The organism is Bosea sp. Tri-49 (assembly GCF_003952665.1).
Taxonomy (GTDB): Bacteria; Pseudomonadota; Alphaproteobacteria; order Rhizobiales; family Beijerinckiaceae; genus Allobosea.
In genome coordinates, this window is the sequence record NZ_CP017946.1 from 974,516 (window position 1) to 998,421 (window position 23,906).

At 64.2% G+C, this 23,906-nt stretch carries 20 protein-coding genes and 1 pseudogene; 8 read left to right on the top strand and 13 right to left on the bottom strand.

What is annotated here, in order from left to right; all coding sequences use genetic code 11:
• Positions 1-24 precede the first annotated feature (24 nt).
• From urtB to BLM15_RS31585, 5 genes and pseudogenes are all read right to left on the bottom strand, one after another.
• Positions 25-894, bottom strand: coding sequence for an urea ABC transporter permease subunit UrtB (gene urtB, locus BLM15_RS04880; RefSeq protein WP_126110891.1), 870 nt, complete (start codon positions 892-894; stop codon positions 25-27).
• Positions 895-957: 63 nt separating this feature from the next.
• Complete coding sequence (locus BLM15_RS04885) at positions 958-2,205, bottom strand: transporter substrate-binding domain-containing protein (protein WP_126110893.1); 1,248 nt, start codon at positions 2,203-2,205, stop codon at positions 958-960.
• Between the two features lie 236 nt (positions 2,206-2,441).
• Positions 2,442-3,098: an ANTAR domain-containing response regulator gene (locus BLM15_RS04890; protein WP_126110895.1), complete on the bottom strand. Its 657-nt coding sequence runs from the start codon at positions 3,096-3,098 to the stop codon at positions 2,442-2,444.
• A gap of 49 nt (positions 3,099-3,147) precedes the next feature.
• Positions 3,148-4,224, bottom strand: coding sequence for a transporter substrate-binding domain-containing protein (locus BLM15_RS04895; RefSeq protein ID WP_335904818.1), 1,077 nt, complete (start codon positions 4,222-4,224; stop codon positions 3,148-3,150).
• A 541-nt stretch (positions 4,225-4,765) separates the two neighbouring features.
• Positions 4,766-5,068: pseudogene (locus BLM15_RS31585) on the bottom strand (integrase core domain-containing protein); the annotation flags it as partial.
• 733 nt (positions 5,069-5,801) lie between these two features.
• On the opposite strand from BLM15_RS31585, the gene BLM15_RS04910 reads away from it, so the two are divergent.
• The 8 genes from BLM15_RS04910 to BLM15_RS04945 all read left to right on the top strand — a co-directional run bounded on the left by BLM15_RS04910 (position 5,802) and on the right by BLM15_RS04945 (position 14,079).
• Positions 5,802-7,505, top strand: coding sequence for a phospholipase D-like domain-containing protein (locus BLM15_RS04910; protein ID WP_126110899.1), 1,704 nt, complete (start codon positions 5,802-5,804; stop codon positions 7,503-7,505).
• A gap of 683 nt (positions 7,506-8,188) precedes the next feature.
• A complete protein-coding gene (locus BLM15_RS04915; RefSeq protein ID WP_126110901.1) occupies positions 8,189-8,578 on the top strand; it encodes a c-type cytochrome in 390 nt (129 codons plus the stop codon).
• 435 nt (positions 8,579-9,013) lie between these two features.
• Positions 9,014-9,829 carry a cytochrome c oxidase subunit II gene (locus BLM15_RS04920; protein WP_126110903.1) on the top strand — a complete coding sequence of 272 codons (816 nt, stop codon included), beginning with the start codon at positions 9,014-9,016 and terminating at the stop codon, positions 9,827-9,829.
• A 63-nt stretch (positions 9,830-9,892) separates the two neighbouring features.
• The gene (locus tag BLM15_RS04925; protein ID WP_126110905.1) at positions 9,893-11,653 is read left to right on the top strand and encodes a cytochrome c oxidase subunit I; all 1,761 of its coding nucleotides are present in this window, start codon (positions 9,893-9,895) and stop codon (positions 11,651-11,653) included.
• Between the two features lie 12 nt (positions 11,654-11,665).
• Entirely contained in the window at positions 11,666-12,388 is a 723-nt protein-coding gene (locus BLM15_RS04930) for a cytochrome c oxidase subunit 3 (protein ID WP_126110907.1), read from the top strand.
• A gap of 23 nt (positions 12,389-12,411) precedes the next feature.
• Positions 12,412-13,134: a heme-copper oxidase subunit III family protein gene (locus tag BLM15_RS04935; protein ID WP_126110909.1), complete on the top strand. Its 723-nt coding sequence runs from the start codon at positions 12,412-12,414 to the stop codon at positions 13,132-13,134.
• A gap of 7 nt (positions 13,135-13,141) precedes the next feature.
• On the top strand, positions 13,142-13,477 hold the full coding sequence (locus BLM15_RS04940) for a cytochrome C oxidase subunit IV family protein (RefSeq protein ID WP_126110911.1): 336 nt from the start codon (positions 13,142-13,144) through the stop codon (positions 13,475-13,477).
• A 41-nt stretch (positions 13,478-13,518) separates the two neighbouring features.
• On the top strand, positions 13,519-14,079 hold the full coding sequence (locus BLM15_RS04945; protein ID WP_126110913.1) for a PRC-barrel domain-containing protein: 561 nt from the start codon (positions 13,519-13,521) through the stop codon (positions 14,077-14,079).
• Between the two features lie 119 nt (positions 14,080-14,198).
• Here the strand turns inward: BLM15_RS04945 and hydA are convergent, their stop codons facing one another.
• From hydA to BLM15_RS04985, 8 genes are all read right to left on the bottom strand, one after another.
• Positions 14,199-15,677, bottom strand: a complete 1,479-nt coding sequence (gene hydA, locus BLM15_RS04950; protein ID WP_126110915.1) for a dihydropyrimidinase — start codon at positions 15,675-15,677, stop codon at positions 14,199-14,201.
• A gap of 12 nt (positions 15,678-15,689) precedes the next feature.
• A complete protein-coding gene (locus tag BLM15_RS04955) occupies positions 15,690-16,349 on the bottom strand; it encodes an aspartate/glutamate racemase family protein (RefSeq protein ID WP_126110917.1) in 660 nt (219 codons plus the stop codon).
• A 54-nt stretch (positions 16,350-16,403) separates the two neighbouring features.
• On the bottom strand, positions 16,404-17,705 hold the full coding sequence (locus BLM15_RS04960; RefSeq protein WP_126110919.1) for a Zn-dependent hydrolase: 1,302 nt from the start codon (positions 17,703-17,705) through the stop codon (positions 16,404-16,406).
• A gap of 118 nt (positions 17,706-17,823) precedes the next feature.
• On the bottom strand, positions 17,824-19,401 hold the full coding sequence (locus BLM15_RS04965; RefSeq protein WP_126110921.1) for an ABC transporter substrate-binding protein: 1,578 nt from the start codon (positions 19,399-19,401) through the stop codon (positions 17,824-17,826).
• A gap of 143 nt (positions 19,402-19,544) precedes the next feature.
• Positions 19,545-20,450, bottom strand: a complete 906-nt coding sequence (locus tag BLM15_RS04970; protein ID WP_126110923.1) for a LysR family transcriptional regulator — start codon at positions 20,448-20,450, stop codon at positions 19,545-19,547.
• Positions 20,451-20,525: 75 nt separating this feature from the next.
• Complete coding sequence (locus tag BLM15_RS04975; protein ID WP_206438607.1) at positions 20,526-21,956, bottom strand: amidohydrolase family protein; 1,431 nt, start codon at positions 21,954-21,956, stop codon at positions 20,526-20,528.
• A gap of 154 nt (positions 21,957-22,110) precedes the next feature.
• Positions 22,111-22,986 carry a polysaccharide deacetylase family protein gene (locus BLM15_RS04980; RefSeq protein WP_126110925.1) on the bottom strand — a complete coding sequence of 292 codons (876 nt, stop codon included), beginning with the start codon at positions 22,984-22,986 and terminating at the stop codon, positions 22,111-22,113.
• Between the two features lie 70 nt (positions 22,987-23,056).
• Positions 23,057-23,899: an ABC transporter substrate-binding protein gene (locus BLM15_RS04985; protein WP_126110927.1), complete on the bottom strand. Its 843-nt coding sequence runs from the start codon at positions 23,897-23,899 to the stop codon at positions 23,057-23,059.
• Positions 23,900-23,906: the final 7 nt, after the last annotated feature.

The following is a 23,906-nucleotide window of genomic DNA, read 5'->3' on the forward strand; positions in this document are numbered from 1 at the left end:
GGCAAGCTTCGTTTCATGAAGGTGTCAGGCGCGGATGCGGGGCGTGAAGAGCCCCTGCGGCCGGAAGCGGATGATGACGACGACCGCGGCGAGCACGAGCGCCTTGGCGATGGTGTCGTTGCTGAGATAGGCGAGCGCGCCGGTGAGCTCTCCAAGCAGGCCGGAGCTGACGACCGTGCCGAACAGGCTCTGGACGCCGCCGACCACGACGACCATGAAGGCGTCGACGACGTAGCCCGTGCCCATCTCCGGCGAGACGCTCTTGAGCGGCGAGATCAGCGCCCCAGCCAGCCCCGCGATGCCGGCGCCGTATGCGAAAGTCAGCCGGTAGGCGCGGCCGGCATTGATGCCGAAGCTCGAGGCGATCTGGCGGTTCTGGGTGATCGCCCGCAATTGCAGGCCGATCGAGGTATGGCGGTAGACATGCCAAGTCAGGGCGAACAGCCCGAGTGCGACCGCCAGAACGAACAGGCGATAGGCGGACTCGGTGGCGCCGAGAATGTTGACGCTTCCGGAGAGTGCCGCCGGCATCTGGACATAGCGCAGTTCGCCGCCTGCCAGCAGGCGCACGATCTGCTGGGCCATGACGCCGAGCCCCCAGGTCGCCAGGATGGTGTCGAGCGGCCGGTCGTAGAGATGGCGGATGACCAGGTATTCGATGGCGAGGCCCAGCAGCGCCACGGCGACGAAGATCGGAATCAGGCTCGGCAGCAGGCCCAAGCCGAGCTGGGTTTGCAGCAGCCAGGCGCAGTAAGCCCCGAGCATCACGAACTCGCCATGGGCGAGATTGATGACGCCGGTGACGCCGTAGATGATGGCAAGACCGAGCGCGACGAGCAGCAGGATCGACGACAGGCTGAGCCCGGTCAGCAGCTGAGAAACGACGAAATCCATGACGAACCTGTCCGGAGGCGTGCAGGGCGGCCGCCTGAGGCGGCCGCCGGCGAAATCGAAAGATCAGATTTCCTTCAGTCCTTCGGCCGTGCACTTCTGGTTCGGATAGGCACTGTAGGGGTTCGGCTCGAGCCAGTTTGCCGACTGCTTCAGGATCTTGAACTGCCCGTCCGACTGGCACTGGCCGATCTTGGGATGCAGCCAGCAATGCAGGTTCTCGGGCTCGACCTTGACCAGCCCCTGAGGCGCCTGGAACTGCTCGCCCTTCAGGGCCTCGCGAATGGTGAGCGGGTTGATGTCGCCCGCCTTCAGCTTCGCCACCGCCTGCTTGAACAGATAGACTTGGAAATAGGACGATTCCGACACGAAATGCGTGACCTTGTCGGCGCCCCAGCGCTTCCGGTAGGCCTCGACGAACTTCCTGTTCTCGGGGGATTCGTGCACCATGAAATAAGGCGCCGAGGTGAAGTGGCCGGCGGCCGCATCACCGCCCATCGCCGCGACCTCGTTTTCCGAGGTGGTCAGGCTCGCCATCGGCATCGTCGCCGGGTCGAGACCGGCGGCGCGGTATTGCCGGTGCAGCGCCACGACCGAATCCCCGACCACGGTGGAGAAGATCACGTTCGGCTTCTCGGAGCGGAACTTGTTGATCACCGACGAGAATTCGGAATGTCCGAGTGGGACGTATTCCTCGGCGATCACCTCGGCGCCGAGGCTCTTCAGCAGCTTCTTGCAGTAGTTGTTCTCTTCCTTCGGGTAGATGTAGTTCGAGCCGATCATGTACCAGCGCTTGCCGAATTTCTCGACCAGCCAGGGCACGAAGTCGTCCTGCTGCTGATTGGGGACGGCGCCGGTATAGATGACGTTCTTCGAGCACTCGCGGCCCTCATAGAGCGTCGGGTAGAAATACAGGTTCGCCTGTCTCTCGAAGACCGGCAGAACCGCCTTGCGGCTGGCCGAAGTGTAGGATCCGAACACCGAGACGCATTTGTCGCTGAGCACGAGCTTGCGGGCCTTCTCGGCGAAAGTCGCGGGATCGGAGGCCGGATCCTCGACGACAGGCACGATCTTCATGCCGTTGATGCCGCCGGCGGCGTTGATCTCCTCGATCGCCATGATCGTCGCCTTGTTCAGCGACTCCTCGATGATGGCGGTGGTGCCGGTGAGAGAGAAGAGGACGCCGACCTTGATCTGCCCGCTCTGGGCATAGGCCAGCGAAGCGTTCTTCGACCAGATATGCGGGAATCCTGCGGCGGTGAAAGCACCCGCTGCGGCAGCGTGTTTGATGAATGTGCGCCTGTCGTTTTTCACCCTCTTCCCCTTTTTTCTTGCAAAAGAAAAAGCCCCGAGCGGCGCCGTCCGGATGGACGGAGTCGTTCGGGGCTTCTTCGCCTCGGAATGTGGAGTGCGGCAGCTTCGCCGCGCTAACGCGTATCGAACTGGGCCTAGAAAACAAAAAACCCCACGCTTCGCTTCCGCGACTGCGTGGGGCATCATGACCCGCTATGTGCCGACGGCGTCCTTGCCGTCTTGGAACTGTAGCAACGCTAACTAAGCAAATCATGCGAGTCAATCACGGCCGTGGCGACGGCCGCGATGGTGACGCGCTTTTCCATGGCCTGCTTACGCAGGAAGTTATAGGCCTCGTCCTCGGTCAGGTTCTTGAGCCGGATCAGCAGCACTTTGGCGCGCTCGACAACCCGCATCGTGCGCAGATTCTCATCGAGCTTCTCGATCCGGCCGCGCAGGCGCCGCTCGTACTGAAAATGCTCGCGCGCGAGCATCAGCACCGACTGGATCACCCGCGACGTGGCCGGATAGTGCAGCAGGCCGTGCGCGGCGCAGTTGTGGATGAGCTTAAGATTCAGCGGCGCCTTGCCGTCATCGACCAGGATCAGCGCCGAGGAAGGCTCGCCCGGAACCCAGGGGATGCGCTGCGGCAGGTCCACAGAGAGCGCGCAGAAGATGGCGTCGTATTGCAACGGAATCTGCGACGGCAGCGGCCAGATGTGCCGCACCGTGACGCGCTGGCGTTGCAGTTCGCGGATGAGGAATTCGCCATGGTCGTCGCGCTCGACCATCACGGCGATATTGAGTTCCGGTTCGACGGAACCCTGCCGCGCCGGTCGTTCGGAAACGGCTGCGCGGGGCTCGGCGGGATGCGGCCCGCCAGCGCGTTCGTATGCATAGCCTGACATCGCCATGAAGCTGGTCGCCTCTTCTCAGTCGCGGCCGATGGCCATTCTTGTGTGTTCAGCACAGTTCGAGCGTGCGGCCCTGTCCCATCAGATAGGGGTCGGACTTCACGCTTGTGGCGGACTGGAAGACGATATCGAACTGCCCGTTGCGGTTGGCGCGTCCGATCCGCGTCCATACATCGGCATGCCCCCAGACCGGATTGATCGAAACGCAGCCCTGCGGCGCGTCGAATTCGGCACCCATGACCCAGGAACGCAAGCAGCGCGTATCCAGCGAGTTCGTCGCCTCCAGCGACTTCGCGAAGACATTGACCTGGAAGTAGGACGATTCCAGGCACATGTTCGTTGGTTCGTCGTCGCCGTAGCGCTTGTGATAGCGGGCGACGAAATCCGAATTGCGCTCGTTCTCGACGCATTGGAAATAAGCTGCCGCGGTGTAGTGCCCTTCTCCGACATCGTGGCCCATCGCCCGGATTTCGGCCTCGGTCGTGGTCAGGCTGGCGATCGGGACTGTCTTCGGGTTCAGGCCAAGATCGTGATAGGCCTGATAGAGGAAGGTGGTGGCCTCGCCGACGACGGTCGAGAAGATGACGTCGGGCTGGGCGCGCTTGATCTCGCGCAGCAGGGGCACGAACTCGCTGCGGTCCGCTTCCAGCCGCAGATACTGCTCACCAACGACCGTGCCGCCATTGCTGCGGACGAGATCGCGCATCACCCGGTTGGATTCACGCGGATAGATGTAGTCGGAGCCAATGAAGAAGAAGCGGGTGCCGAATTGCTGCATCAGCGCGCGGCAGAGCTGCACGGAATTCTGGTTCGGTGTCGCGCCGGTGTAGATGACGTTGGGCGAAAACTCGAAACCCTCGTAGAGCGTCGGATACCAGAGCAAGCCGTCGAGCCGCTCGACCACGGGCAGGACGGCCTTGCGACTTGAAGAAGTATAGCAGCCGAAGATCGTGCTGACCCCGTCCTCGACCATCAGCCGCTTGGCATATTGCCCATAGGAGCGGGCATCCGAGCCCGGATCGTAGATCACCGGCTCGATCGGCCGGCCGTGAACACCGCCGCGATCGTTGATCTCGTCGATCGCGATCAAGGTTCCGCGCAGCTGCGTCTCCTCGATGACCGACATGAAGCCGGTCCGCGAAAACAGCACGCCCACACGCCACGGAGCGGATGTCCGCTCTGCGCAACGAACCGCTTTTTTCATCGATTATTATCTCCTCCCGCGTCCCTCAACGCGTTGGGCGGCATCTCGTTCTTTGCGCTCGCCCTGAGTAGTTCCCGCTCAGGCAACCTCTTCCGGCCATCCCCCCGCCAAACAAAAAAGCCCCCACGACCAGGGCCGAGCCCGATCGATGGAGGCAGCATCGCCTGTTATGTTTCCGCAGCCTCGTCGCTGCGCCCGAAACGCTAGTAGGAGCAATGCTAGTTTCAGAATGCCGGGAATGTCAACGAGATGTCCGCTGCGCACAGCACCTTGCTTCGACGTATAGACGGGTCAGTTGGCCTGCCTCCGGTTTCCTGACCGCTCGGAGCAGGAAAATTCCGATCTCGCAAAACGGGCTGGGGACGGAGTTGACGTTGCCCCAGTTTTTATCCGGCGCCGAGTTCGTTTCTGGCGGGGTTGGCGCCCGTTCGGGCAGGTGAAGCGACGGGCTCTGGGGCTGTGCTTATCGCATAGCGCGGCGCCAGGGCCGGCGCAGGGTGAGGGTCGAGGCGAAGCCCGCGGGCGTCTGCCAGCCGAGCTGGGGGTGAGGGCGGTCGGTGTTGTAATCGGTGCGCCAATTGGCCAATGCGGCCCGAGCCTGCGACAGGGACGAGAACAGCGTCTCGTTCAGCAGCTAATCCCTCACGCGGCCGTTGAAGCTTTCGATGAAGCCGTTCTGCATCGGCTTGCCGGGCGCGATATAGTGCCATTCGACGCAGGTCCGATCCGCCCATGCCAGGATCGCGTTGCTGGTGAACTCGCTGCCATAGTACCTTGGGAAGAGGCTCGACCGTTGGCTGACGGCGCGCGAAGCCTTGCGTAGCGCAGCGCGCCGTCACGCCGGTCATGGCCGGCCAGCAGGTCTCTAAAGTGAGGTTGTCGAGACAACACTTTGGAGCGAGGCCGACCATGGCCAAGCGCTTTTCTACTCCGACCGGCGCCGTGCTGGTAGCGATCGACATGTCCAAGCACCGCCAGGAGGTCCTGATCGAGCGGCCGGAAGGTGGTCGCCGCCGGCGGATAGCACCGCATCCTGACGCACTAATCCCGAGTTAAGGGCCGCGATGCGGTGCGTCGCAAAAGCGGGGCGGCCAGCGAGGGCAGGGCCCCGGTTCTAAGGAGACAGACAAAGCGCAGAGCCGCGCCCGGGCGGGCCAGGCGGCTCGGCAATCAGAGGTGGGTTGCGCGCCAAAACGAGCAACGCCCGCTCTCGCCGGACGTCTTCCTACGGATTACGCAATTTTTGCAACAAGGGCGCAGCGCTTCGCCTCCACCTGGATATCGATTGTCAGGTCAGAAACCCGCCGAGCAGCCCGCGCGAACCAGCAAAATTGCGGCAGTTTTTTGCAACTGCGGCAGCTTTGATTTCCCTACTGAGATCTGGCGTTCCGTCAGCGTTCACCCATGGTAGTGTCACCCAAATGCCATTACCTTAGGTCATCATATTTCGTTCGAAAGTACTGCTGCTGGGGCGGCAGGGTTGCTCGGGAGGCAGCGGAATGGCCGGAGAGTTTCAAGTAACGGGCAAGAATGGGACGGCGGCCTTCTCGCTGAAGGTGCACCGCGGCGATGGCATGGCGCTGTTGGCGATGAACTGGCGCAACGGGCAGCCTCCGCGGGATTTCGTCGGCTTTGCCATCGAGTACCGGATCCCGGGCGGAACGCGGTTCCTCGCGGTGCACAACCGGATCGCGTTTCCAGGCCCAGCCGGGGAGGTCAATCCCAACAAACTATCGTCGCGCCTGTCGCCGATCCAGAAGTTCCGCTGGGTGCATTTCCCGTTCAACGCAGAGATACCCGGCGAATACACCTACATGGTGACGCCGGTCTTCATGGATGAGGCGCAGCAGCTGAGCTACGGCGAACCGCAGACCGCGGATATCGAGCTCAGGCGCGAGACCTATCCAGGCTTGCTGAACGTGGCGTACACGCGCGGTTTTGTGTCTTCGCAGGCCTTTGTCGATCGCTATGAACGGCATGGGCCGATCGATACGCTGCTGCCGGAAAGCGCTGATGACGGGCTGGAGTTTACCCCGACCCATCCCAAGGCGGAGGATGCCCTTAACTGGATGGGTTTCGAGGGGCGGCATGCGATCTACGAGACGCTGGATGAGGCGATCGCCGATGCGAGCGCCAATGTCTACGTCGTCGCCTATGACCTCAGCGAGAAGGGGTTCGTCGACCGGCTGCGGCAGTTGGGGCCACGGCTCAAGATCATCATCGACGATGATGGCAAGCACGGCGAGCCGCATTCGGGGGAGACGCAGTCGGCGGATATCCTCATCGCTTCGGCCGGCGCCCGCAACGTCAAACGCCAGAACATGGGGAAGTTGCAGCACAATAAGATGATTGTGGTCGAAGGCGACCGAGTGAAGAAGGCGATCGGGGGGTCGACCAACTTCAGCTGGCGCGGCTTTTACGTGCAGTCGAACAATGCGATTATTCTCACAGGCGCCGAGCCGGTCCAGGTGTTCCGAGAGGCGTTCGAGGATTTTTGGGTAGAAGCCGGGTTCGCGACCAGCCGTTCGGCGAACTGGCGCGACCTCGGAATCACCGGGGTGGACGTCAAGGTGACGTTCTCGCCACACGCACCGGCGAACGCCCAGCTTAAGAAGATCGCCGACGACATCGACAGCACCAAGTCGAGCCTGCTGTTCTCGTTGGCATTCCTCTACCAGACGCCTGGGACGATCCGCGATGCGGTGAAGCGAGTCCGGGATAACGAGGCGCGCTTCGTCTACGGCATTTCCGATAAGAAGGTCGGCGGGCTCGACGTGCAGAAGCCGGACGGGAATCCGCCAGCGGTATTCCCCACCGCGTTGCTGAAGGGCAGCACGCCGGCGCCGTTCAATGTCGAGCCGGTAGGCGGTGGCGGAAATCGCATGCACCATAAGTTTGTGGTGATCGATTTCGACAAGCCAAGTGCACGCGTCTATCTTGGCTCGTACAACTTTTCCAAGGCGGCCGACGTGACCAATGGCGAGAACTTGATCCTCGCCCGGGACCGGCGGATCGCAGTGTCCTACATGGTGGAAGCGCTGCGAACCTTCGACCACTACCACTTCCGCATCGCCCTCCGGGAAGCGAAGGTCGCGGGCACTAAGCTGCAGTTGAAGCTGCCACCGGCGGACGGAGCCGACCCTTGGTACCTGAAGGACTACACGGACGTGCGGCGGATCAAGGACCGCGAGATGTTCTCGTAAGCGAGAAGGGGCGGCCGTTGGCGTAGAAGTGCCGGCCCCGCTCTATTGTGAGCGCAATGGATTCAGAGCGAAACTTCGCTGGCTGTTGGGCCGGATCAGCATGGAGTTGACCAGCTTGACGGGCAAGGTCTGCTGTCGGACATCAGACCAATGTCGGCCTCCGGCCCTTTGCTGACTCGTGGAAGGTCTGCTTCTGGGAATCCTGCTTTGAGGGGCCTAGGATTGGTCCGCGATGGGCTGATACTGTAAAAAAATCGGCATTGCTGCGACGATGAAGTCCAGATTCTGTCGTTCTCGGATGGAGCGGCGCGATGATTGGGGGAGCGGCGGATGGCATAGGGAGCGCTGTCTTGAGGATTGGCCTGTTGCCGGTTTATCAAGAACTCCGTTCGCCTCGCGTGCCCATTTATGTCGGTGTTCCAGGCAATGTCGCGACGCCCCGAGTACTTGGTGATCGTTCGATGCCCGTACGCACTTTGAGCGGCTTAAGTGCCGGTGGATCGGCGCCAGTTTCCTAAGCTTGGCGTTCTCATCCTCAAGCTGCCTCAGCCGGATTGGCGCGACGCCGATCGCCCCCGAATTGGAGGGAAGCCGGCAATGATGTAAGCGTATTACGAAAGGTTGTGCGGCTCGGCCGCAATTGAGCGGATAGGGTCGCCTCCGAGTTCGAGGGAGAACCTTCGATGCTGCGTTGGACCTTGATGGCCTCGTTGATGTTTGCGGCCCTGCCTCATCCGGCCAAAGCGGTCGGCGATCCCGCTGCGGGTGAGAAGGTTTTCCTGAAATGCCGCGCCTGTCACCAGATCGGAGAGACGGCCAAGAACGCCGTCGGGCCGAAACTGAATGGCCTTTTCGGTCGGGCGGCGGGATCGATCGAGGGCTACAGCTACTCGCCTGCCAATAAGAACTCCGGCATCACGTGGGATGAGCCTACCTTCCGAGATTACATCAAGGCGCCACAAGCCAAGATCCCGAGTACCAAGATGGTGTTTCCGGGTCTCAAGTCGGACCAGGAAATCGACGACATCCTCGCCTTCCTCAAGCAATTTGACGCGGACGGAAAGAAAAAATAGCCGGATCGGCGCTTGAATGCAGCCGCAGCCGCGTCGGCTGCGATGTGGGTTCGATTGACAACCACCGCGAGCAGGACGACAACATCAGGTGACTATGGGCTGGAGGCTTGAGTGTCCTGCAGCCCGGCTGAGAGTTTTTGCGTCAGATACGACGCGTGGTCGTCCAGGCGAACCAAAGGTTCGGCGATGGCGAACAGGAAGCAAAACTTGCAGCCCGACGGCGCGCTCGGCCGAGCCCGCGCCCAGCGGCAGCCATGTGCCGCCTCCGATCTTGTTGACCTCGATCGTTTTAAGCAATGGGCCCGTTTCGTTTCGGGCCCCAACCCCGTTTTCATATCGAAAGTGAGCTCGTTTACGTAGCGCCGAGGCGCGTTACCTGCGCCGCGGCATTGCCTGGTTCCTGTTCATGCCGCCCTCGGCAAGGATGAAAAAGGAATGGGTGTCGCGGTCGTCTTGGCTCTGGTCGTGATCGGCTCGGTGGTGTTCCACTTCCTGAGCCCGTGGTGGTGGACGCCGATCGCCTCCAACTGGGGCTATATCGACGACACCATCATCATCACGTTCTGGATCACCGGCGTCGTCTTCGCTGCCGTCGTGCTGTTCATGGCCTATTGCGTCCTCCGGTTCCGCCATCGCGAGGGCAACCGCGCGGCCTACGAACCCGAGAACAAGCGGCTGGAATGGTGGCTCGCGGTCGGGACGGGCGTCGGCGTCGCCGCCATGCTCGCACCCGGTCTCGTCGTCTGGCACCAGTTCGTCACGGTTCCGAAGGACGCTACCATTGTCGAGGTCGTCGCCCAGCAATGGCAATGGGCCTACCGGCTGCCGGGCGCCGACGGCAGGATCGGTGCCTCCGACGTCGCCCACATCACCCCCGAGAACCCGCTGGGCATCGATCCCAAGGATCCGCACGGGCAGGACGACGTCGTCATCCAGGGCGACAACCTCCACCTCCCGCTCGGCAAGCCGGTGAAGATGCTGTTGCGCGCGGTCGATGTCCTGCACAATTTCTATGTGCCGGAGTTTCGCGCCAAGATGGACATGATCCCCGGCAGCGTCACCTATTACTGGTTCACGCCAACGCGGGCCGGCACCTTCGACGTGCTGTGCGCCGAGCTCTGCGGTACCGGCCACACGTTCATGCGCGGCAATGTCGTGGTCGAGCCGGAGGGCAACTACCAGGCCTGGCTGCAGCAACAAAAAACCTTCGCCCAACTCCAGGCGCCGGTGAGGACGCAGGCGAAGAACTAGGGATCGATACGGGATCAAGCCCCGGAACAGGGGCTGCGTCCGAAGGGAGTGGGAGATGCTCCGATGGCCGACGTGACGCATGACGCAGCCGGACCGCTGTCAGCGGCCGAGGTCGACGATGTCGAGCTGTATCACCCGAAGAGCTGGATCACGAAGTATGTCTTCTCGCAGGATGCCAAGGTCATCGCCATCCAGTATTCCATCGTGGCGCTGGCGATCGGGCTGGTCGCCCTGGTCCTGTCCTGGCTGATGCGGCTGCAGCTCGGCTTCCCTGGCGCGTTCTCCTTCATCGACCCTGACCGCTACTATCAGTTCATCACCATGCACGGGATGATCATGGTGATCTATCTGCTGACCGCCTTGTTCCTCGGCGGCTTCGGCAACTACCTCATCCCGCTGATGCTCGGCGCGCGGGACATGGTGTTTCCCTACGTGAACATGCTGAGCTTCTGGATCTATTTCCTCGCCGTGCTGGTTCTCGTCGCCGGCTTCTTCCTGCCGGGCGGCCCGACGGGGGCAGGGTGGACCCTCTATCCGCCGCAGGCGATCCTCGCCAACACGCCCGGCCAGCAATGGGGCATCCTCGTGATGCTCGTCTCGCTGATCCTGTTCATCATCGGCTTCACCATGGGCGGGCTGAACTATGTCGTGACCGTGCTGCAAGGGCGGGCCAGAGGCATGACGCTGATGCGCATGCCATTGACGATCTGGGGCATCTTCACAGCGACCATCATGGCGCTGCTCGCGTTCCCCGCGCTCTTCGTCGGCGCCGTGATGATGCTGCTCGACCGGCTGATCGGCACGAGCTTCTTCATGCCGGCCATCATCGCGATGGGGGAACGGCTGGCCCACAAGGGCGGCAGCCCGATCCTGTTCCAGCACCTGTTCTGGTTCTTCGGCCATCCCGAGGTCTACATCGTGGCGCTACCGGCCTTCGGCATCGTCTCCGACCTGATCAGCACGCATGCCCGCAAGAACATCTTCGGCTACCGCATGATGGTGTGGGCGCTGGTGGCGATTGGCGCGCTCAGCTTCGTCGTCTGGGCGCACCACATGTATGTCAGCGGCATGCACCCCGCCTTCGGGTTCTTCTTCGCCACAACGACGCTGATCATCGCGATCCCGACCGCCATCAAGGTCTATAACTGGGTGCTGACGCTTTGGCGCGGCGACATCCATTTGACCGTGCCGATGCTGTTCGCGCTCGGCTTCATCGTCACCTTCGTCAATGGCGGGCTCACCGGCCTGTTCCTCGGCAATGTCGTCGTCGACGTGCCGCTTTCCGATACGATGTTCGTCGTCGCCCATTTCCACATGGTGATGGGCGTCGCGCCGATCCTCGTGATCTTCGGGGCGATCTACCATTGGTATCCGAAGGTCACCGGGCGGATGCTCGGCGACGTGCTCGGGAAGCTGCACTTCTGGGTCACCTTCCTCGGGGCCTACCTGATCTTCTTCCCGATGCATTATATCGGGCTGATGGGCGTGCCCCGCCGCTATCACGAGATCAGCGGGATGGCCTTCGTCCCACCCTCGGCGGCGACGCTGAACGAATTCATCACGATCGTCGCCCTGATCGTCGGCGCTGCCCAGCTCGCCTTCCTGTTCAACCTCGTCTGGAGCGTCAGGCACGGCCGGCCGGCCGGCGGCAATCCCTGGCGCGCGACCACGCTGGAATGGCAGACGCCGCAGACGCCGCCCGCCCATGGCAACTGGGGCAAGACCCTGCCGGTGGTCTACCGCTGGGCCTATGACTACAGCGTGCCCGGCGCCGCGGAGGATTTCGTGCCGCAGAACCAGCCGCCGACCCCGCGGACCGTGTGACGAGGTGCCACCATGGTCGTGATCGTCCTCTTCATGGTCCTGATGGCAGCCCTCGCCGGCTGGTGGCTGTCGCGCCAGGGGCTGGCCGACAAGCCGTGGCTCGAGGTCGGGGTGGGCGTCGAGGCTGGCGGTGCGAAGCTGCCGACCTCCCCGACGGCGAAGGTCGGCCTCGGTGCCTTCCTCGTCGTGGCAGGTTCGCTGTTCTCGCTTCTGGTCAGCGCCTATTCCATGCGGATGGACATGGCGGACTGGCGCGCCCTGCCGATGCCGACCGTGCTCTGGTTCAGTACGGGCCTGCTGATCCTCGCCAGCATCGCCCTGCACATGGCGGTGATCGCCGCGCGCTGCAACGAACTCAGCCACGTCCGCTCCAGCATCCTTGCAGCCGGCGTGTGCTCGCTCGCCTTCCTCACAACCCAGCTGCTGGCATGGCGCGAGCTTGCCGCCTCCGGCTATTTCACCGTTGCCAATCCCGCCAGCGCCTTCTTCTACCTGATCACCGCAGTGCACGGCCTGCACATGCTGGGCGGACTCGTGGCGCTTTGCCGAACCAGCGTCAGAGCGTTCGCCCTGACGGCAGCGAGCCCTCCGCGGGCGGTTGGCGAGCTTACGCTCAGCGTCGAGCTCTGCGCCTTCTACTGGCACTTCCTGCTGCTGGTCTGGCTCATCCTGTTCAGCCTCCTCATGCGCTGGACGGATGATCTCATCGCGATCTGCCGGGGATTGCTGACTTAGAGGCTCCAAACGAGGTCGGAACGATGAACGAGGTCGCGCCGCACACCCTGAACCCCAAGATCGGTCGCGCACCCGGCTGGCAAGGGATCGTGGCGGATTGGTCGTCCGATCAGCGGGCTTTCAAGAATGTGTCCTGGGGGAAGGCCATGATGTGGATCTTCCTGCTCAGCGACACCTTCATCTTCGGCACCTTCCTGATCTCCTACATGACGGTGAGGATGTCGACGACGGTGCCCTGGCCTAATGCGAGCGAAGTCTTCGCGCTCGAGATCGCCGGTCACCACCTGCCGCTCATCCTGATCGCCATCATGACCTTCGTCCTGATCAGCAGCAGCGGCACGATGGCGATGGCGGTCAATTTCGGTTATCGCCGCGACCGCAAGAAGACCGCGATCCTGATGCTGCTGACGGCAGTGCTCGGCGCGACCTTCGTCGGCATGCAGGCCTTCGAATGGTCGAAGCTGATCTCGGAAGGCGTCCGCCCGTGGGGCAATCCCTGGGGCGCGGAGCAGTTCGGCTCCAGCTTCTTCATGATCACCGGCTTCCACGGCACCCATGTCACGATCGGTGTGATCTTCCTGATCATCATCGCTCGCAAGGTCTGGCGCGGCGATTTCGACGATGGGCGACGCGGTTTCTTCACGAGCCGCAAGGGGCATTACGAGATCGTCGAGATCACCGGGCTCTACTGGCACTTCGTCGATCTCGTCTGGGTCTTCATCTTCGCGCTGTTCTATCTCTGGTGAGGTCGCCATGGCACAGCCCATAGCTCATACCGATGCGCAACAGCATCCGATCAGGCTTTATCTCGTGGTCTGGTGCTGGCTCTTCGTCCTCAGCCTGTGTTCCTACCTGGTCGATTATTTCCACCTCACTGGCTATCTCCGGTGGTCGCTGATCCTGATCTTCATGGCGGCCAAGGCCGGCCTTATCGTCGCGGTGTTCATGCACATGGCCTGGGAGCGGCTGGCGCTGTCCTATGCGATCCTGCTGCCGCCGCTGGTGCTGCTGGTCTTCGTCGGGATCATGGTCTTCGAGTCGGAATACACGCTGTTCACCCGGGTGGCCTATTTCGTGGCCGGCTCCTGATGGCGATCTGGAGGCTCTCGATCCGGTAAAGGGAGGCGCTCATGAGAACCTACTGCTTGTTCCAAGCCGTGAACTCCCCTGACCTACGCGCCTTCGCCGAGGAGCCCACCGGTGGCCGTTTGCCTCCGGATCTTGGGCCGTGGACGCTCATGCGAGAAATCCGGCCCAATGAGGAATGGACCATCCCCATCAGCAGGGCCGTCGTCGCAGCCGGCATTATCGAGAACGGGTTTTATCTCTGGGGGCCAGCCGAGCGACCGGCACCGCACTTGATCATCGAAAGTGATCGTGTCGAAGGGACCGCCGTATTCGACCGCAAGTATGATCAGATCGGCACCATCAAGCGGCTTTTGATCGAGAAGGTCAGTGGCCGTGTCCTCTTCGTCGACGTGACGTTTGGAGGATTCCTCGGCATTGGCAGCCACCACGTTACGATCCCATGGGAAAAGCTCACCTACGACAAGGAGCTCGCGGGCTATCGCACTGACCTCACCGAGGCCCAGATCCGCGGTGCCGCGACCCTGTATGGGGACAAAGGCGCTGTGCCAGACCAGCAACGTCAGCGGGAAATGAGTGACTACTGGAACAACGTTCCCAACTGACCAATCCGAACCTGCTCCGAGGCTGCCCTCGGATTTCTCGCTCCAACATCGACGTCCGCTACCGGGCAGGATCCCAATGTCTGGTCGCGGCGCATTGCGCCCAACGGGCAGCCGCGCGCTCAGTCGAGCAAGGTCGCGCCGAAGTTCTGCTGCGGGTCGATATCGGCAACGAGGCGGCCGGTCGGCGTCGCTGCGCTGCCGCCCGTGCGAGCGAGCCAACGGCCTGAGCCCGGGGCGGCGAGCAACGTGCCGTCTCCGATGACATCCCGGCCACGGACGAGAACATGTTCGGGCCAGCCGGTGACGCCGCGGCCCGCAAACGGCGTGAAGCCGGTGCGATCATGCATCGCCGCGTCGGTGATCGTCACCGCCTTGTCCGGATCCCAGATTGCGATGTCGGCGTCGTAGCCGGGCAGCAGCGCTCCCTTGCCGGGAAGGTTGTAGATTTCGGCCGGCGCGGTCGCGGTCAGGTTCACGAACGCCTCAAGGCCGCGACCGGCGAATTCCGGCCGGCCCTTCGAGACCAGCGCATCGAACAGCAGGGGCAGCCGCGTCTCCAACCCGGGCAGTCCGTTGGCGATCTGCTTGAAGGTCGGGTTCGGGCCGGCCGAAAGCTTGCCGGTCTCATCGAAACGATAGGGCGCGTGGTCCGAGGACACGGTCTGGATGTCGCCGAGCGCCAGCGCCTGCCAGAGCGCCTCCTGGTCGGCCTGCTCGCGCGGTGGCGGCGAGCACATCCATTTGGCGCCTTCGAGCCCCGGCTTGTCGAGGTCGTGCCGGGTCAGGAAGAGATATTGCGGGCAGGTCTCGGCGAAGACCTTAAGTCCCCGACCGCGCGCCGCGCGGATCGCCTGCGCCCCTTCGGCGGTCGAGACGTGGAAGATCATGATCGGCTGGTCGAGCAGCTCGGCCGCCGTGATCAGCCGGTTGAAAGCTTCGGCCTCGGAGCCGCGCGGATGGCTGATCGCATGGTATTTTGGGGCGACATAACCCTTCTCGACAAGCTTGCGGCCCATCCAGGAAATCATGCCGTGGTTTTCGGCATGGACGCAGACCAGCGCCCGGTTTTGCCGTGCCGTCAGCAGCAGGTCGAGCAGCGGCTCGTCGTCGACCTTGATCAGGTCGTAGGTCATGAAGACCTTGATCGAGGCATGGCCCTCGCCAATCAGCGCCGGCAGGTCCTGCTCGATCGTCTTGGCGTCTGGATTGGCGACGATGAGGTGGAAGGCGTAGTCGATCAGCGCGCCGCGCCGGGCGAGCGCGGCATAGTCGTCGACGACTGTCCTCAGGTCGAGGCCGCGGTGCTGCGCGGCGAAGGAGATCAGCGTCGTATTGCCACCGAAGGCCGCCGAGGCTGTGGCGCTCTCGAAGGTGTCGGCGTTGAGCAGCCCGCCGGCCGAGACCTGCTCGACATGGGCATGGGTATCGATGCCGCCCGGCAGGACGAGCTTGCCGGTCGCGTCGATCTCGCGCGCGCCCGGCGCGAGGCCAAGGCCGAGCGCGGCGACCTTGCCGTCCTTGACCGCAACATCGGCGCGGAAGCTGCCGGTCGCGGAGCCGACCGTGCCGCCGCGAATGACCAGATCGTAGTTCGCCATCTGCTCTCGTCCTCAGCGTACCATAACCGTGCCGATCGCCATGGCGACCGCGGCGTGGGTCGGGTCGATCACCGGGATGCCCAGGGAATCCTCCAGCGGCCTGCGATGGCGCGCCATGCCGGCGCAGCCCATGATGATGGCGCCGGCGCCGTCCTCGTCCCTGAGTTCGCGCCCGATCGCGATCATGCGCTGCAGGGTGCCTTCGCCCGAGGCGCTTTCCGCCACCGACATTTCGAGAGGGCGCTCGCCGGCGAGCCGGTCCATCTGCCCCATCTGGCGCAGATAGCGGATATGGCGCGGGATCGAGCGCGACTTGATCGCGATGACGCCGAAGCGGTCCGCCCGCGTCAGCGCCGTCAGCACGCCGCATTCGGCGATGCCGAAGACCGGGCTCGCCGTGCCCTCGCGGGCGACATGGAGCCCGGGATCCGAATAACAGGCGATAACGAAGGCATCGACGTCGTTGGCGGCCTCGATCCGGCGGCGCAAGGGGAGGGTGACGCTCTCGACATGCTCCTGCGTTTCGATGCCGGCCGGGCCCTCGCGCAAGGTCTCGCAGACGATCTCCGGTCCCTCAGTGAAAGCGAGCGGTACCAGCGCCTGCCGCAACCCCTCCGTGACCGTTTCGTTGGAGTTAGGATTGATGACGAGGATGCGGGGGCGGCGGCTCATCGGCGGAATCCGGAGATGGTGGGCTGATCGTTCAGCATGGCATTGTGCATCGGCTCAGGCGACCTCTCGTGCCACCCAATCGGCCAGGATGGTGCAGGCGGCGAGAAAGTCGTCGATCTCCATCGCCTCCTGCGGGTTGTGGCTGCCGTGTTCGTTGCGCACGAACAGCATGGCGATCGGCACGCCGGCGGCGGCGAAGGCCGCGGAATCATGGGAGGCCGGGCTGCCGAGCGGCATCGTCGCGATGCCCTGGCGTGCGGCTGCCGCTTCTAGCGCGGCGACGATGCCGGGGTCGACCGGCCCGACTGCGGCGCTGGCGCGAGCGCCGAGGTCGAAGGTTACGCGCCTGCGCACTTCGATCTCGCGGATAGCGACCAGCATCTTCGCCTCGACCCGCTCCAGCACGGTGGGGTCATAGGCCCGCACATCGAGGCTGAAGGCGAAGCTGCCCGGAACTGTGGTCAGGCCGTGCACTGCCGGGTCGGTGTGGAAGCGGCCGAGCGTGACGGCCATCGGGAAGCCGGCGGTTTCCTCCTCCTGCCAGAGACGATCGACCAGCATGGCGAACTCGGCGCCGGCCATCGCGGCGTCGCGGCGGAAACGGCGCGGCGTGCCGACATGGTCGTGCCGCCCGACGATCTGCGCGTCCGGATAGCGGAAGTTGCCCGGTACGCCGGTGCAGATTGCCACCGGTAGGCCGGATTCGACCAGGCTGGGTGCCTGCTCGATATGGACCTCGAGGAAGGCCCGGATCGCAGCCGGGTCGAGATGGCGCTCGCGTCGGCGGATCGCCGCGGAATCGCCGCCGCTGGCGTCGATGCTCGCAGCGAGCACGCGGCCGTCGTCGATGCGCTTCGCTTCCAGAGTTCCATCCGGCAAGGTGCCGAGCGCCGAGCGGCTGCCGATATAGGAGACCTGGAACCAGACGCTCTCCTCGGCCCGCACGCCGATTGCGGTGACATCGCAACGCGGCCGGATGCCGAGCGCGCGCAGCGTCTCGATGACGACGAGCCCGGCGACGACGCCCGCCGCACCGTCGAAATTGCCGCCATGCGGCACGCTGTCGAGATGCGAGCCCATCAGGATGCGTGGGGCCGCGGCATCGCGGCCCTGCAGGGTGACATAGGTATTGGCGGCGAAATCATGCGCGACGGCGAGGCCCCGCGCCTTGCCGTGATCCGCTAGGAGGCGGTGGCCGAAATCCTCGCCCGCGCCATAGGTGTCGCGCGTGATGCCGGGCTCGTCGCGGCTGCCAGCCGCCAGCCGGTCGAACAGCGTCTCCACCCAGGCGCGCTGGGCGGCGACGGCCTGGGCGATCGCGGTCTCGGCGCGGGCTGTCCTGGCGGTTGCGGTCATAGGCGGTCCAATCGGTTGGTCCGGCGTCCGGCCGGTATTGAGCTGCGCCGTCTTCGCCGTCGCAGCTCAAGATGGTCGTCAGGGTCACGAGTGCCGCTTGCCGCCGCCCCCTGCGGCATCAGTTGCGTTTGAGGTTCCAGAACACCGGTGTGCTCTTCATCATCCCCGATAGGTTGCTGCGAAAGAGCGTCGGCTGCTTGTACTGGCCGATCGGATAGTAGGGGACCTCCTCCAAGGCGACCTTCTGAATCTCGTCGCAGATGCGCTTCTGCGCGGCTGTATCGCCGGTCGCCAGCCATTGCCCGCGCAACGCCTCGATCTTGTCGCTCTTGACCCAGCCCGGAAAGGCTCCGTCGCCACGCAAGGTCGAGTGGACCAGCGGATTGAGCCAGTCGATGCCTTGCCAATTGCCGACGAATACGTTCCAGCCGCCCTGGTCGGAAGGGCCCTTGTTGACGCGGCGCTTGAGCACCGAACCGAAATCGAGCGCCGTGTACTCGACGTTCATGCCCGCCTTCTGCATGACGTCGGCCGCGATATCGCCCAACGGCTTCTGGGCGAGCGAGTCGGCCGGCACCAGCAACACGACCTTCTCGCCGTTATAGCCGGCCGCCTTCAGCTCGCGCCTGACCTTGTCGTAGTCGCGCTTGCTCCGAAAGACATCGAGCCCCACCTCGCTAGCCATGGGCGTCTCCGGCGTGAAATAGCCCAGCGGTCCGTACCGGAAGGCCGGATCGTCGCCGGCCACCGCCATCATGAAGGCGTCCTGGTCGATGGCACCGAGCAGGGCACGCCGGATCGCCGGATTGTCGAAGGGGGGTTGAAGATGGTTCACGCGCATCTGGCAGGTGAAGCCGAGCGGGTCGAGCACCGCCGTGCGCGTGGCCTTGTTGGTGGCGACGACCGGCATCAAATCGTGCGGCATCGCCTCCTGCCAGTCCTGCTCGCCGGCCTGGACGGCTGCGGTTCCGGTCGCTGCGTCCGGCATCGTGGTCCACTCGACGCGATCGAAATGGACGATCTTCGGGCCTGAGGTCCAGTCCGGTGTTCCGGCCTCGCGCGGCCTGTAGCGCGCGAACTTCTCATAGGCGTTGCGGGCGCCGGGCACGCGCTCGTCGGCCTTGTAGCGGAAGGGGCCGGACCCCACGACCTCGGGAATGACCTTGAAGGGGTCGGTCGTGGCCAACCGCTCGGGCATCATGAAGCAGACCGGCGCCGAGACCTTGCCGAGCGCGTAGGGCAGATAAGGGAAGGGGGCCTTGAGCCGGAACCGGATGGTGCGGTCATCCGGGGCGGAGAGTTCGTCGACCGCCTGCATCAGCGCATCTCCGGCGGCGTCGCGCAGAGCCCAGCGCCGGATGCTGGCGACGCAGTCACGGGCCGTCACCTTCTCGCCGTCGTGCCAGAGCAGACCGTCGCGCAAGGTCAGATTCCAGAGCTTGCCGTCGTTCTCGACCGTGTGGCCTTCGACCATCTGCGGCGATACTTCGAGCCTGGTGTTCATGCCGTAGAGCGTGTCGAACACCATGAAGCCATGGGTCCGCGACACCTGCGCCGTCGCATAGACGGGGTCGGGGAAGGCAAGATCGATCACGGGGACGAAGCGCAGGGTCGAGGCGGGCGCCGCGCGAACCAGGGCCGGTCTGGCGAGCGAAGCGGTCGCGGCGCCCGCGATGAAATGGCGACGGTTCAACATTGGGCTTCCCAGCTCGATCCATGGCGCAGCCGGAGACCCGTGCGCGTCGCCCGGACCTTGCGGCGGTGCACCCGCCAAGACAATCGGCGCTGCTATGACGATTTCTGGGGTGACATTTGCCGGTTGAATACCGCGACGTTCGCTCAGCCGTCGCCCAGCTTGGCGGCCGTTTCGGCGGCGACCAGCCGGACCTCGCGCAGGAAGGCGTCGGCTGCGCGCGAGATCGGGCGCTTGCGCGAGCGGACGGCCGAAGCCGTCACCAGGGAGGCGGGAGAAAAGGGGCGGATGGCCAGGTCGTAATGCCCGGAAAAGACCGGGGATAGTGGGTCGACCACAGCGACGCCGACGCCGCTTTCAGCAAGCACGCAGGCCGTGTTGCAATAGCGGACCTCGACGGAGAACCGGAACGGGACGTCGGCCTGAGCAAAAGCCTTGCGGACGATGGTGCCCATGCGCGTGCCCTGTTCGAGGGCGATATAGGATACCGCGCGCAGATCCTCCGGCGTGATCGTCGGCTTCGCGGCCAGGGGGTGGTCCGGGCGCATGACGCAGACCATGTTGCCGGTGAAGAACGTCTCGGCGTCGAGCCCGCGATCATCGTCCATCCCCATGACGAAGCCGAGTTCCGCGGTGCCGTTCTCGACGCTTTCGAGGACGTGCTCGAAGCGCCGGATGTCGAAGGAGACGCGCACCTTCGGGCGCTTGGCGAGATAGTTGCGCAGCGCCGAGGGCAGGACGCCATAGCCCAGCGGCGGGGTCGCGATGATGCGGATATGGCCGGCCCGGTTCTCCTTGATGTCCTGCACCCTGGCCTCGAAAGCCGCATGCAAGGCGAAGATCGGCTCGGAATCCTTGTAGAGCGCGCGCGCCTCCGCCGTCGGGAACAGGCGGTTGTTGATGCGCTCGAACAGCGGAAAGCCGACCTGGCTTTCGAGATGCTTGATCGCGTTGCTGACCGCCGGCTGCGACAGCCCCAGCTCCTGCGCTGCGCGGACCGTCGTTTCGCAGCGGACGACGGCCCGCAGAAGCTCGATCTGGCGAAGGTTCATATGATCGCCCCAAATAGAGTGCCCTCACCCTATTTGGTCAGCAAATCATGTGCCAGCCTTTCAGCGATGCCAGCTCTAGGCCCAGGGCAGGCTCGGCGGCGAGAGTTCGTCGACCGAACGCCCCGCCCAGTCGAGCGAGGACGCCTTTGCGAGCGCGCGCCGTTGCGCAGCTTCAAGGCCGTCGGACGCGGCCTGGTAATCCATGGTCAGCACCTTGCCATCGGCGACCACCTGTCTGCCCTGCACGAAGACATGGGCGACGGCCCGGTCGGCGGCAGCATTCACGAGGCTCTTCAGCGGGTCGCGGGTCGGGCGCATCATCGGATGCGTCAGGTCGACCATGACGAGGTCGGCCTGCGCGCCCTCCGCCAGTCGGCCGATGTCGCCGCGCCCGAGCAGCTTCGCGCCGCCCAGCGTCGCGGCGCGGAAGACCTGCCCGGTCGTCACCACCGCATGGCTCTCGCCGGCGATGCGCGCATAGACGCCGGCGTGGCGCAATTCCTCCAGCATATTGTGCGGGAAGCTGTCGGTGCCGATGCCGATATTGACGCCGGCCTTCAGGTAGCGGCCGAGGTCGCGCAGCGTGAAGCCGCGCCGACCGAAGACGGTCGGGCAATGCGCCACCGAGGTGCCGCTCTCGGCGAGGCACGCGAGATCGGTACGGGTCGGCCAGCGTACCCAGGGATGATCGTCAAGGAAGATCGCATGGGCGATCGAGGCATTCGGCGCGAGGAAGCCGACGCTGTCCAGCCACTGGATCGGCGACAGGCCGCTGCGGCGGACCATCTCATGGAACTCGCTGATCGACTGGCCGGCATGGGTCTGGATCGGGATTTTGCGCTCGGCCGCGGCAGCGATCGAGGCGCGGAAAAGCTCTTCCGTGCAGGTGTCGATCTGCGCGGGGCAGGCGAGGCCGGAGAGGCGGCCGGATTCATGGGCCAGCGCAGCGTCGATGATCCTGAACGCCTCCTCCATCGCCTTGCGGCCGGCCGCGTCGTCGAGCTCGTACTCGACAGTGTAGCCGTTGCGGGTGAACCAGCGGCCATTACGATACATCGGCGCCATCACCATGCGCAGCCCGCTCGCCGCGGCGCGGTCGAGCCAGCCCTCGCTTGGGAAGGAGAGGTCGACCAGCGTGGTGACCCCTGACATCAGCAGCTCGGACCAGGCGACGTGGTTGAGATGCGGAATGCCCTCCGCATCGGCACGGAACAGCCAGAGGAATTCGTAGAGCGAGGAGTTGTAGAGCTTCGGCGTGCCGACCTCGTCGGTCATGCCCTTGTTGCCGGGCTCGCTCGACGGGTGGGAATGGATATCGACGAGGCCGGGCATGATCATGAAGCCCTTGCCGTCGATCTCGCGCGAGACCTCGCCAGCGAAACCCTCGCCGAGATGCAGGATGCCGCTTTCGTCGAAGACCACGTCGAGACCGCGGCGATAGACATGGTCTTCGGCGGCCGGGTCGTAGGCGATGACGATGTCGGCGTTGCGGATGCGGGTGGTCATGATGCGGTCTCGTACGATGGGAGGTCGGAGGAACGTCATGCTCGGGCCTGACCCGAGCATCTCGTGACAAGGAGGTTCGGGAGCCTCTCCCGGTCCGGGATTCTCGGGGTCAAACCCGAGAATGACGCCATTTGCCGGGGCCCGACGATACTCCTCAGCCCTCGGCCGCCTTCTCCTGCGCGAGGAAATGCTCGGCGATCTCCTTGCCAGTGGCGATCCAGACGTCGCCGTAGCCACGGGCGCGGGCCAGGAAGTCACGCATGATGCCGATCCGCATCGGCCGCCCGGAGACCTGCGGATGCATCACCATGGAGACGAGGCCGCCCCATTCGCGCGTCTGGTCGAGCTCGTCGTTCCAGATCGAGAGCACGTGCTCCTTCGGGAACATCGGGCGGGGCGAAAAGCGCTGCGACAGGCCGTAGAGCCAGTCGTCGAACGACATGTTGACCGGCAGTTCGACCGGTCCCTTTGTGCCGTCGCGCAGCTTGTGGCGATAGGGGCGGATGTCGTCGCGGAAGGAGGAGGAGTAGACGATACCCTTGTCGCGGAGATAGCCGAGCAGCTCGTCGTAATTCTCGCCCGAGGGCGCGCGGTAGCCGACCGGCGTGACGCCGAGGATGCGCTTGAAGATGTCGAGCGTCTTGTCGACCTCCTCCTTGTCGGCGGTGAACTCGCTGGGCTCCGGCCGCTTGTGCGAATAGCCGTGATGGCCGACCTCGTGACCATCCTTGACGATGGCCTCGCACATCTTCGGATGCACCTCGACGACCCAGCCGGGGATGAAGAAGGTCGCCTTGATCTCGACTGAACGGAGATAGTCGAGGATCTTCGGAACGCCCACCCGCTCCTCGTAACCACCGAAGGAGAGCGTCACCAGCCGGTCGGTATTCTTGGCGTCGTATTGCAGCCAGGCCGTCTCGGCATCGACGTCGAAGGCGGGGAACACCGCGCATCGGTATCCGGCCGGCCAGGGATAGTTCGGGGCCGGATCGGCGGGATTGGCGGCACGGTGAGGGAAGTCAGTGAGCATGGCAGGCGTCTTTCGCGAAAGAGCGCCCCCGCCGAACAGCCGGGGCGCGACGGATGCGGTTGGTGCGTGATCAGTTCTTGGTTTCGCCGTTGATCATCAGCTTATCGACCTTGGCGTCGGCCAGCTCCCATTTCTGCAGCACGGCGGCATAGCTGCCGTCGGCCAGCATCTGGGTGAAGGCCTTGGCGACGGCGTCGCGCAGCTCGGTGTCCTTCTTGGCGAAGGCGAGGCCCTGATAGACGGTGGTGAACGGGGTCCCGAGGATGGCGTAATTGCCGGGCTCCTGGTTCATCAGATAGGGCAGGGTCTCGCTGCCCTGCACGGCGGCGTCGAGGCGCTTTTGCCTCAGCTGCGTGCGGGCATCGGCCGAGCCTTCCGTGCCGACGATCTGGAGTGCCGGCTTGCCCTTGGCTTCGCAATTGTCCTTGCTCCAGCCTTCCATTTCCTTCGGGAAGGAGGTGCGGCGGCTGGCGCCGACCTTCTTGCCGCAGAGGGCGGCGAGCTCCTTGAACTCGTCCTTGCGGTCGCCATTGGTGTAGAACTGCGCGCCCGAGGCGAGATAGTCGACGAAGTCCAGGGTCTCTCGCCGTCCCGGCAGGTCGCTCATGCCCGACAGGATCATGTCGACGCGGCCGGTGGTCAGCGCCGAGACCATCTGCTCGAAGCTGATCTCCTCCCATTTGATCGTGATGCCGAGCTTCTTGCCGAGCGCCTCGCCGAGGTCGATGTCGAGGCCGGTGAGCTTCGAGGTCTTCGGGTCCTTGAACTCCAGCGGCGGATAGTTCGGTACGTTGGCGACGGCGAGCGTCTTCTTCTCCAGGATGCGCGCCGGCAGGCCCTGGGCCTGGGCGATGCCAGTTGCGGCACAAAGCGCGATGGCCGAGAAGCCGAGCAGGATTGACGTCTTCGACATGGCTTTT

Coding starts and splice junctions, on each gene's coding strand:
- urtB (WP_126110891.1), bottom strand. CDS start 894: ATGGATTTCGTCGTTTCTCAGCTGCTGACCGGGCTCAGCCTGTCGTCG.
- BLM15_RS04890 (WP_126110895.1), bottom strand. CDS start 3,098: ATGGCGATGTCAGGCTATGCATACGAACGCGCTGGCGGGCCGCATCCC.
- BLM15_RS04895 (WP_335904818.1), bottom strand. CDS start 4,224: ATGTCGGTCATCGAGGAGACGCAGCTGCGCGGAACCTTGATCGCGATC.
- BLM15_RS04910 (WP_126110899.1), top strand. CDS start 5,802: ATGGCCGGAGAGTTTCAAGTAACGGGCAAGAATGGGACGGCGGCCTTC.
- BLM15_RS04915 (WP_126110901.1), top strand. CDS start 8,189: ATGCTGCGTTGGACCTTGATGGCCTCGTTGATGTTTGCGGCCCTGCCT.
- BLM15_RS04920 (WP_126110903.1), top strand. CDS start 9,014: ATGGGTGTCGCGGTCGTCTTGGCTCTGGTCGTGATCGGCTCGGTGGTG.
- BLM15_RS04925 (WP_126110905.1), top strand. CDS start 9,893: ATGGCCGACGTGACGCATGACGCAGCCGGACCGCTGTCAGCGGCCGAG.
- BLM15_RS04930 (WP_126110907.1), top strand. CDS start 11,666: ATGGTCGTGATCGTCCTCTTCATGGTCCTGATGGCAGCCCTCGCCGGC.
- BLM15_RS04935 (WP_126110909.1), top strand. CDS start 12,412: ATGAACGAGGTCGCGCCGCACACCCTGAACCCCAAGATCGGTCGCGCA.
- BLM15_RS04940 (WP_126110911.1), top strand. CDS start 13,142: ATGGCACAGCCCATAGCTCATACCGATGCGCAACAGCATCCGATCAGG.
- BLM15_RS04945 (WP_126110913.1), top strand. CDS start 13,519: ATGAGAACCTACTGCTTGTTCCAAGCCGTGAACTCCCCTGACCTACGC.
- hydA (WP_126110915.1), bottom strand. CDS start 15,677: ATGGCGAACTACGATCTGGTCATTCGCGGCGGCACGGTCGGCTCCGCG.
- BLM15_RS04955 (WP_126110917.1), bottom strand. CDS start 16,349: ATGAGCCGCCGCCCCCGCATCCTCGTCATCAATCCTAACTCCAACGAA.
- BLM15_RS04960 (WP_126110919.1), bottom strand. CDS start 17,705: ATGACCGCAACCGCCAGGACAGCCCGCGCCGAGACCGCGATCGCCCAG.
- BLM15_RS04965 (WP_126110921.1), bottom strand. CDS start 19,401: ATGTTGAACCGTCGCCATTTCATCGCGGGCGCCGCGACCGCTTCGCTC.
- BLM15_RS04970 (WP_126110923.1), bottom strand. CDS start 20,450: ATGAACCTTCGCCAGATCGAGCTTCTGCGGGCCGTCGTCCGCTGCGAA.
- BLM15_RS04975 (WP_206438607.1), bottom strand. CDS start 21,956: ATGACCACCCGCATCCGCAACGCCGACATCGTCATCGCCTACGACCCG.
- BLM15_RS04980 (WP_126110925.1), bottom strand. CDS start 22,986: ATGCTCACTGACTTCCCTCACCGTGCCGCCAATCCCGCCGATCCGGCC.
- BLM15_RS04985 (WP_126110927.1), bottom strand. CDS start 23,899: ATGTCGAAGACGTCAATCCTGCTCGGCTTCTCGGCCATCGCGCTTTGT.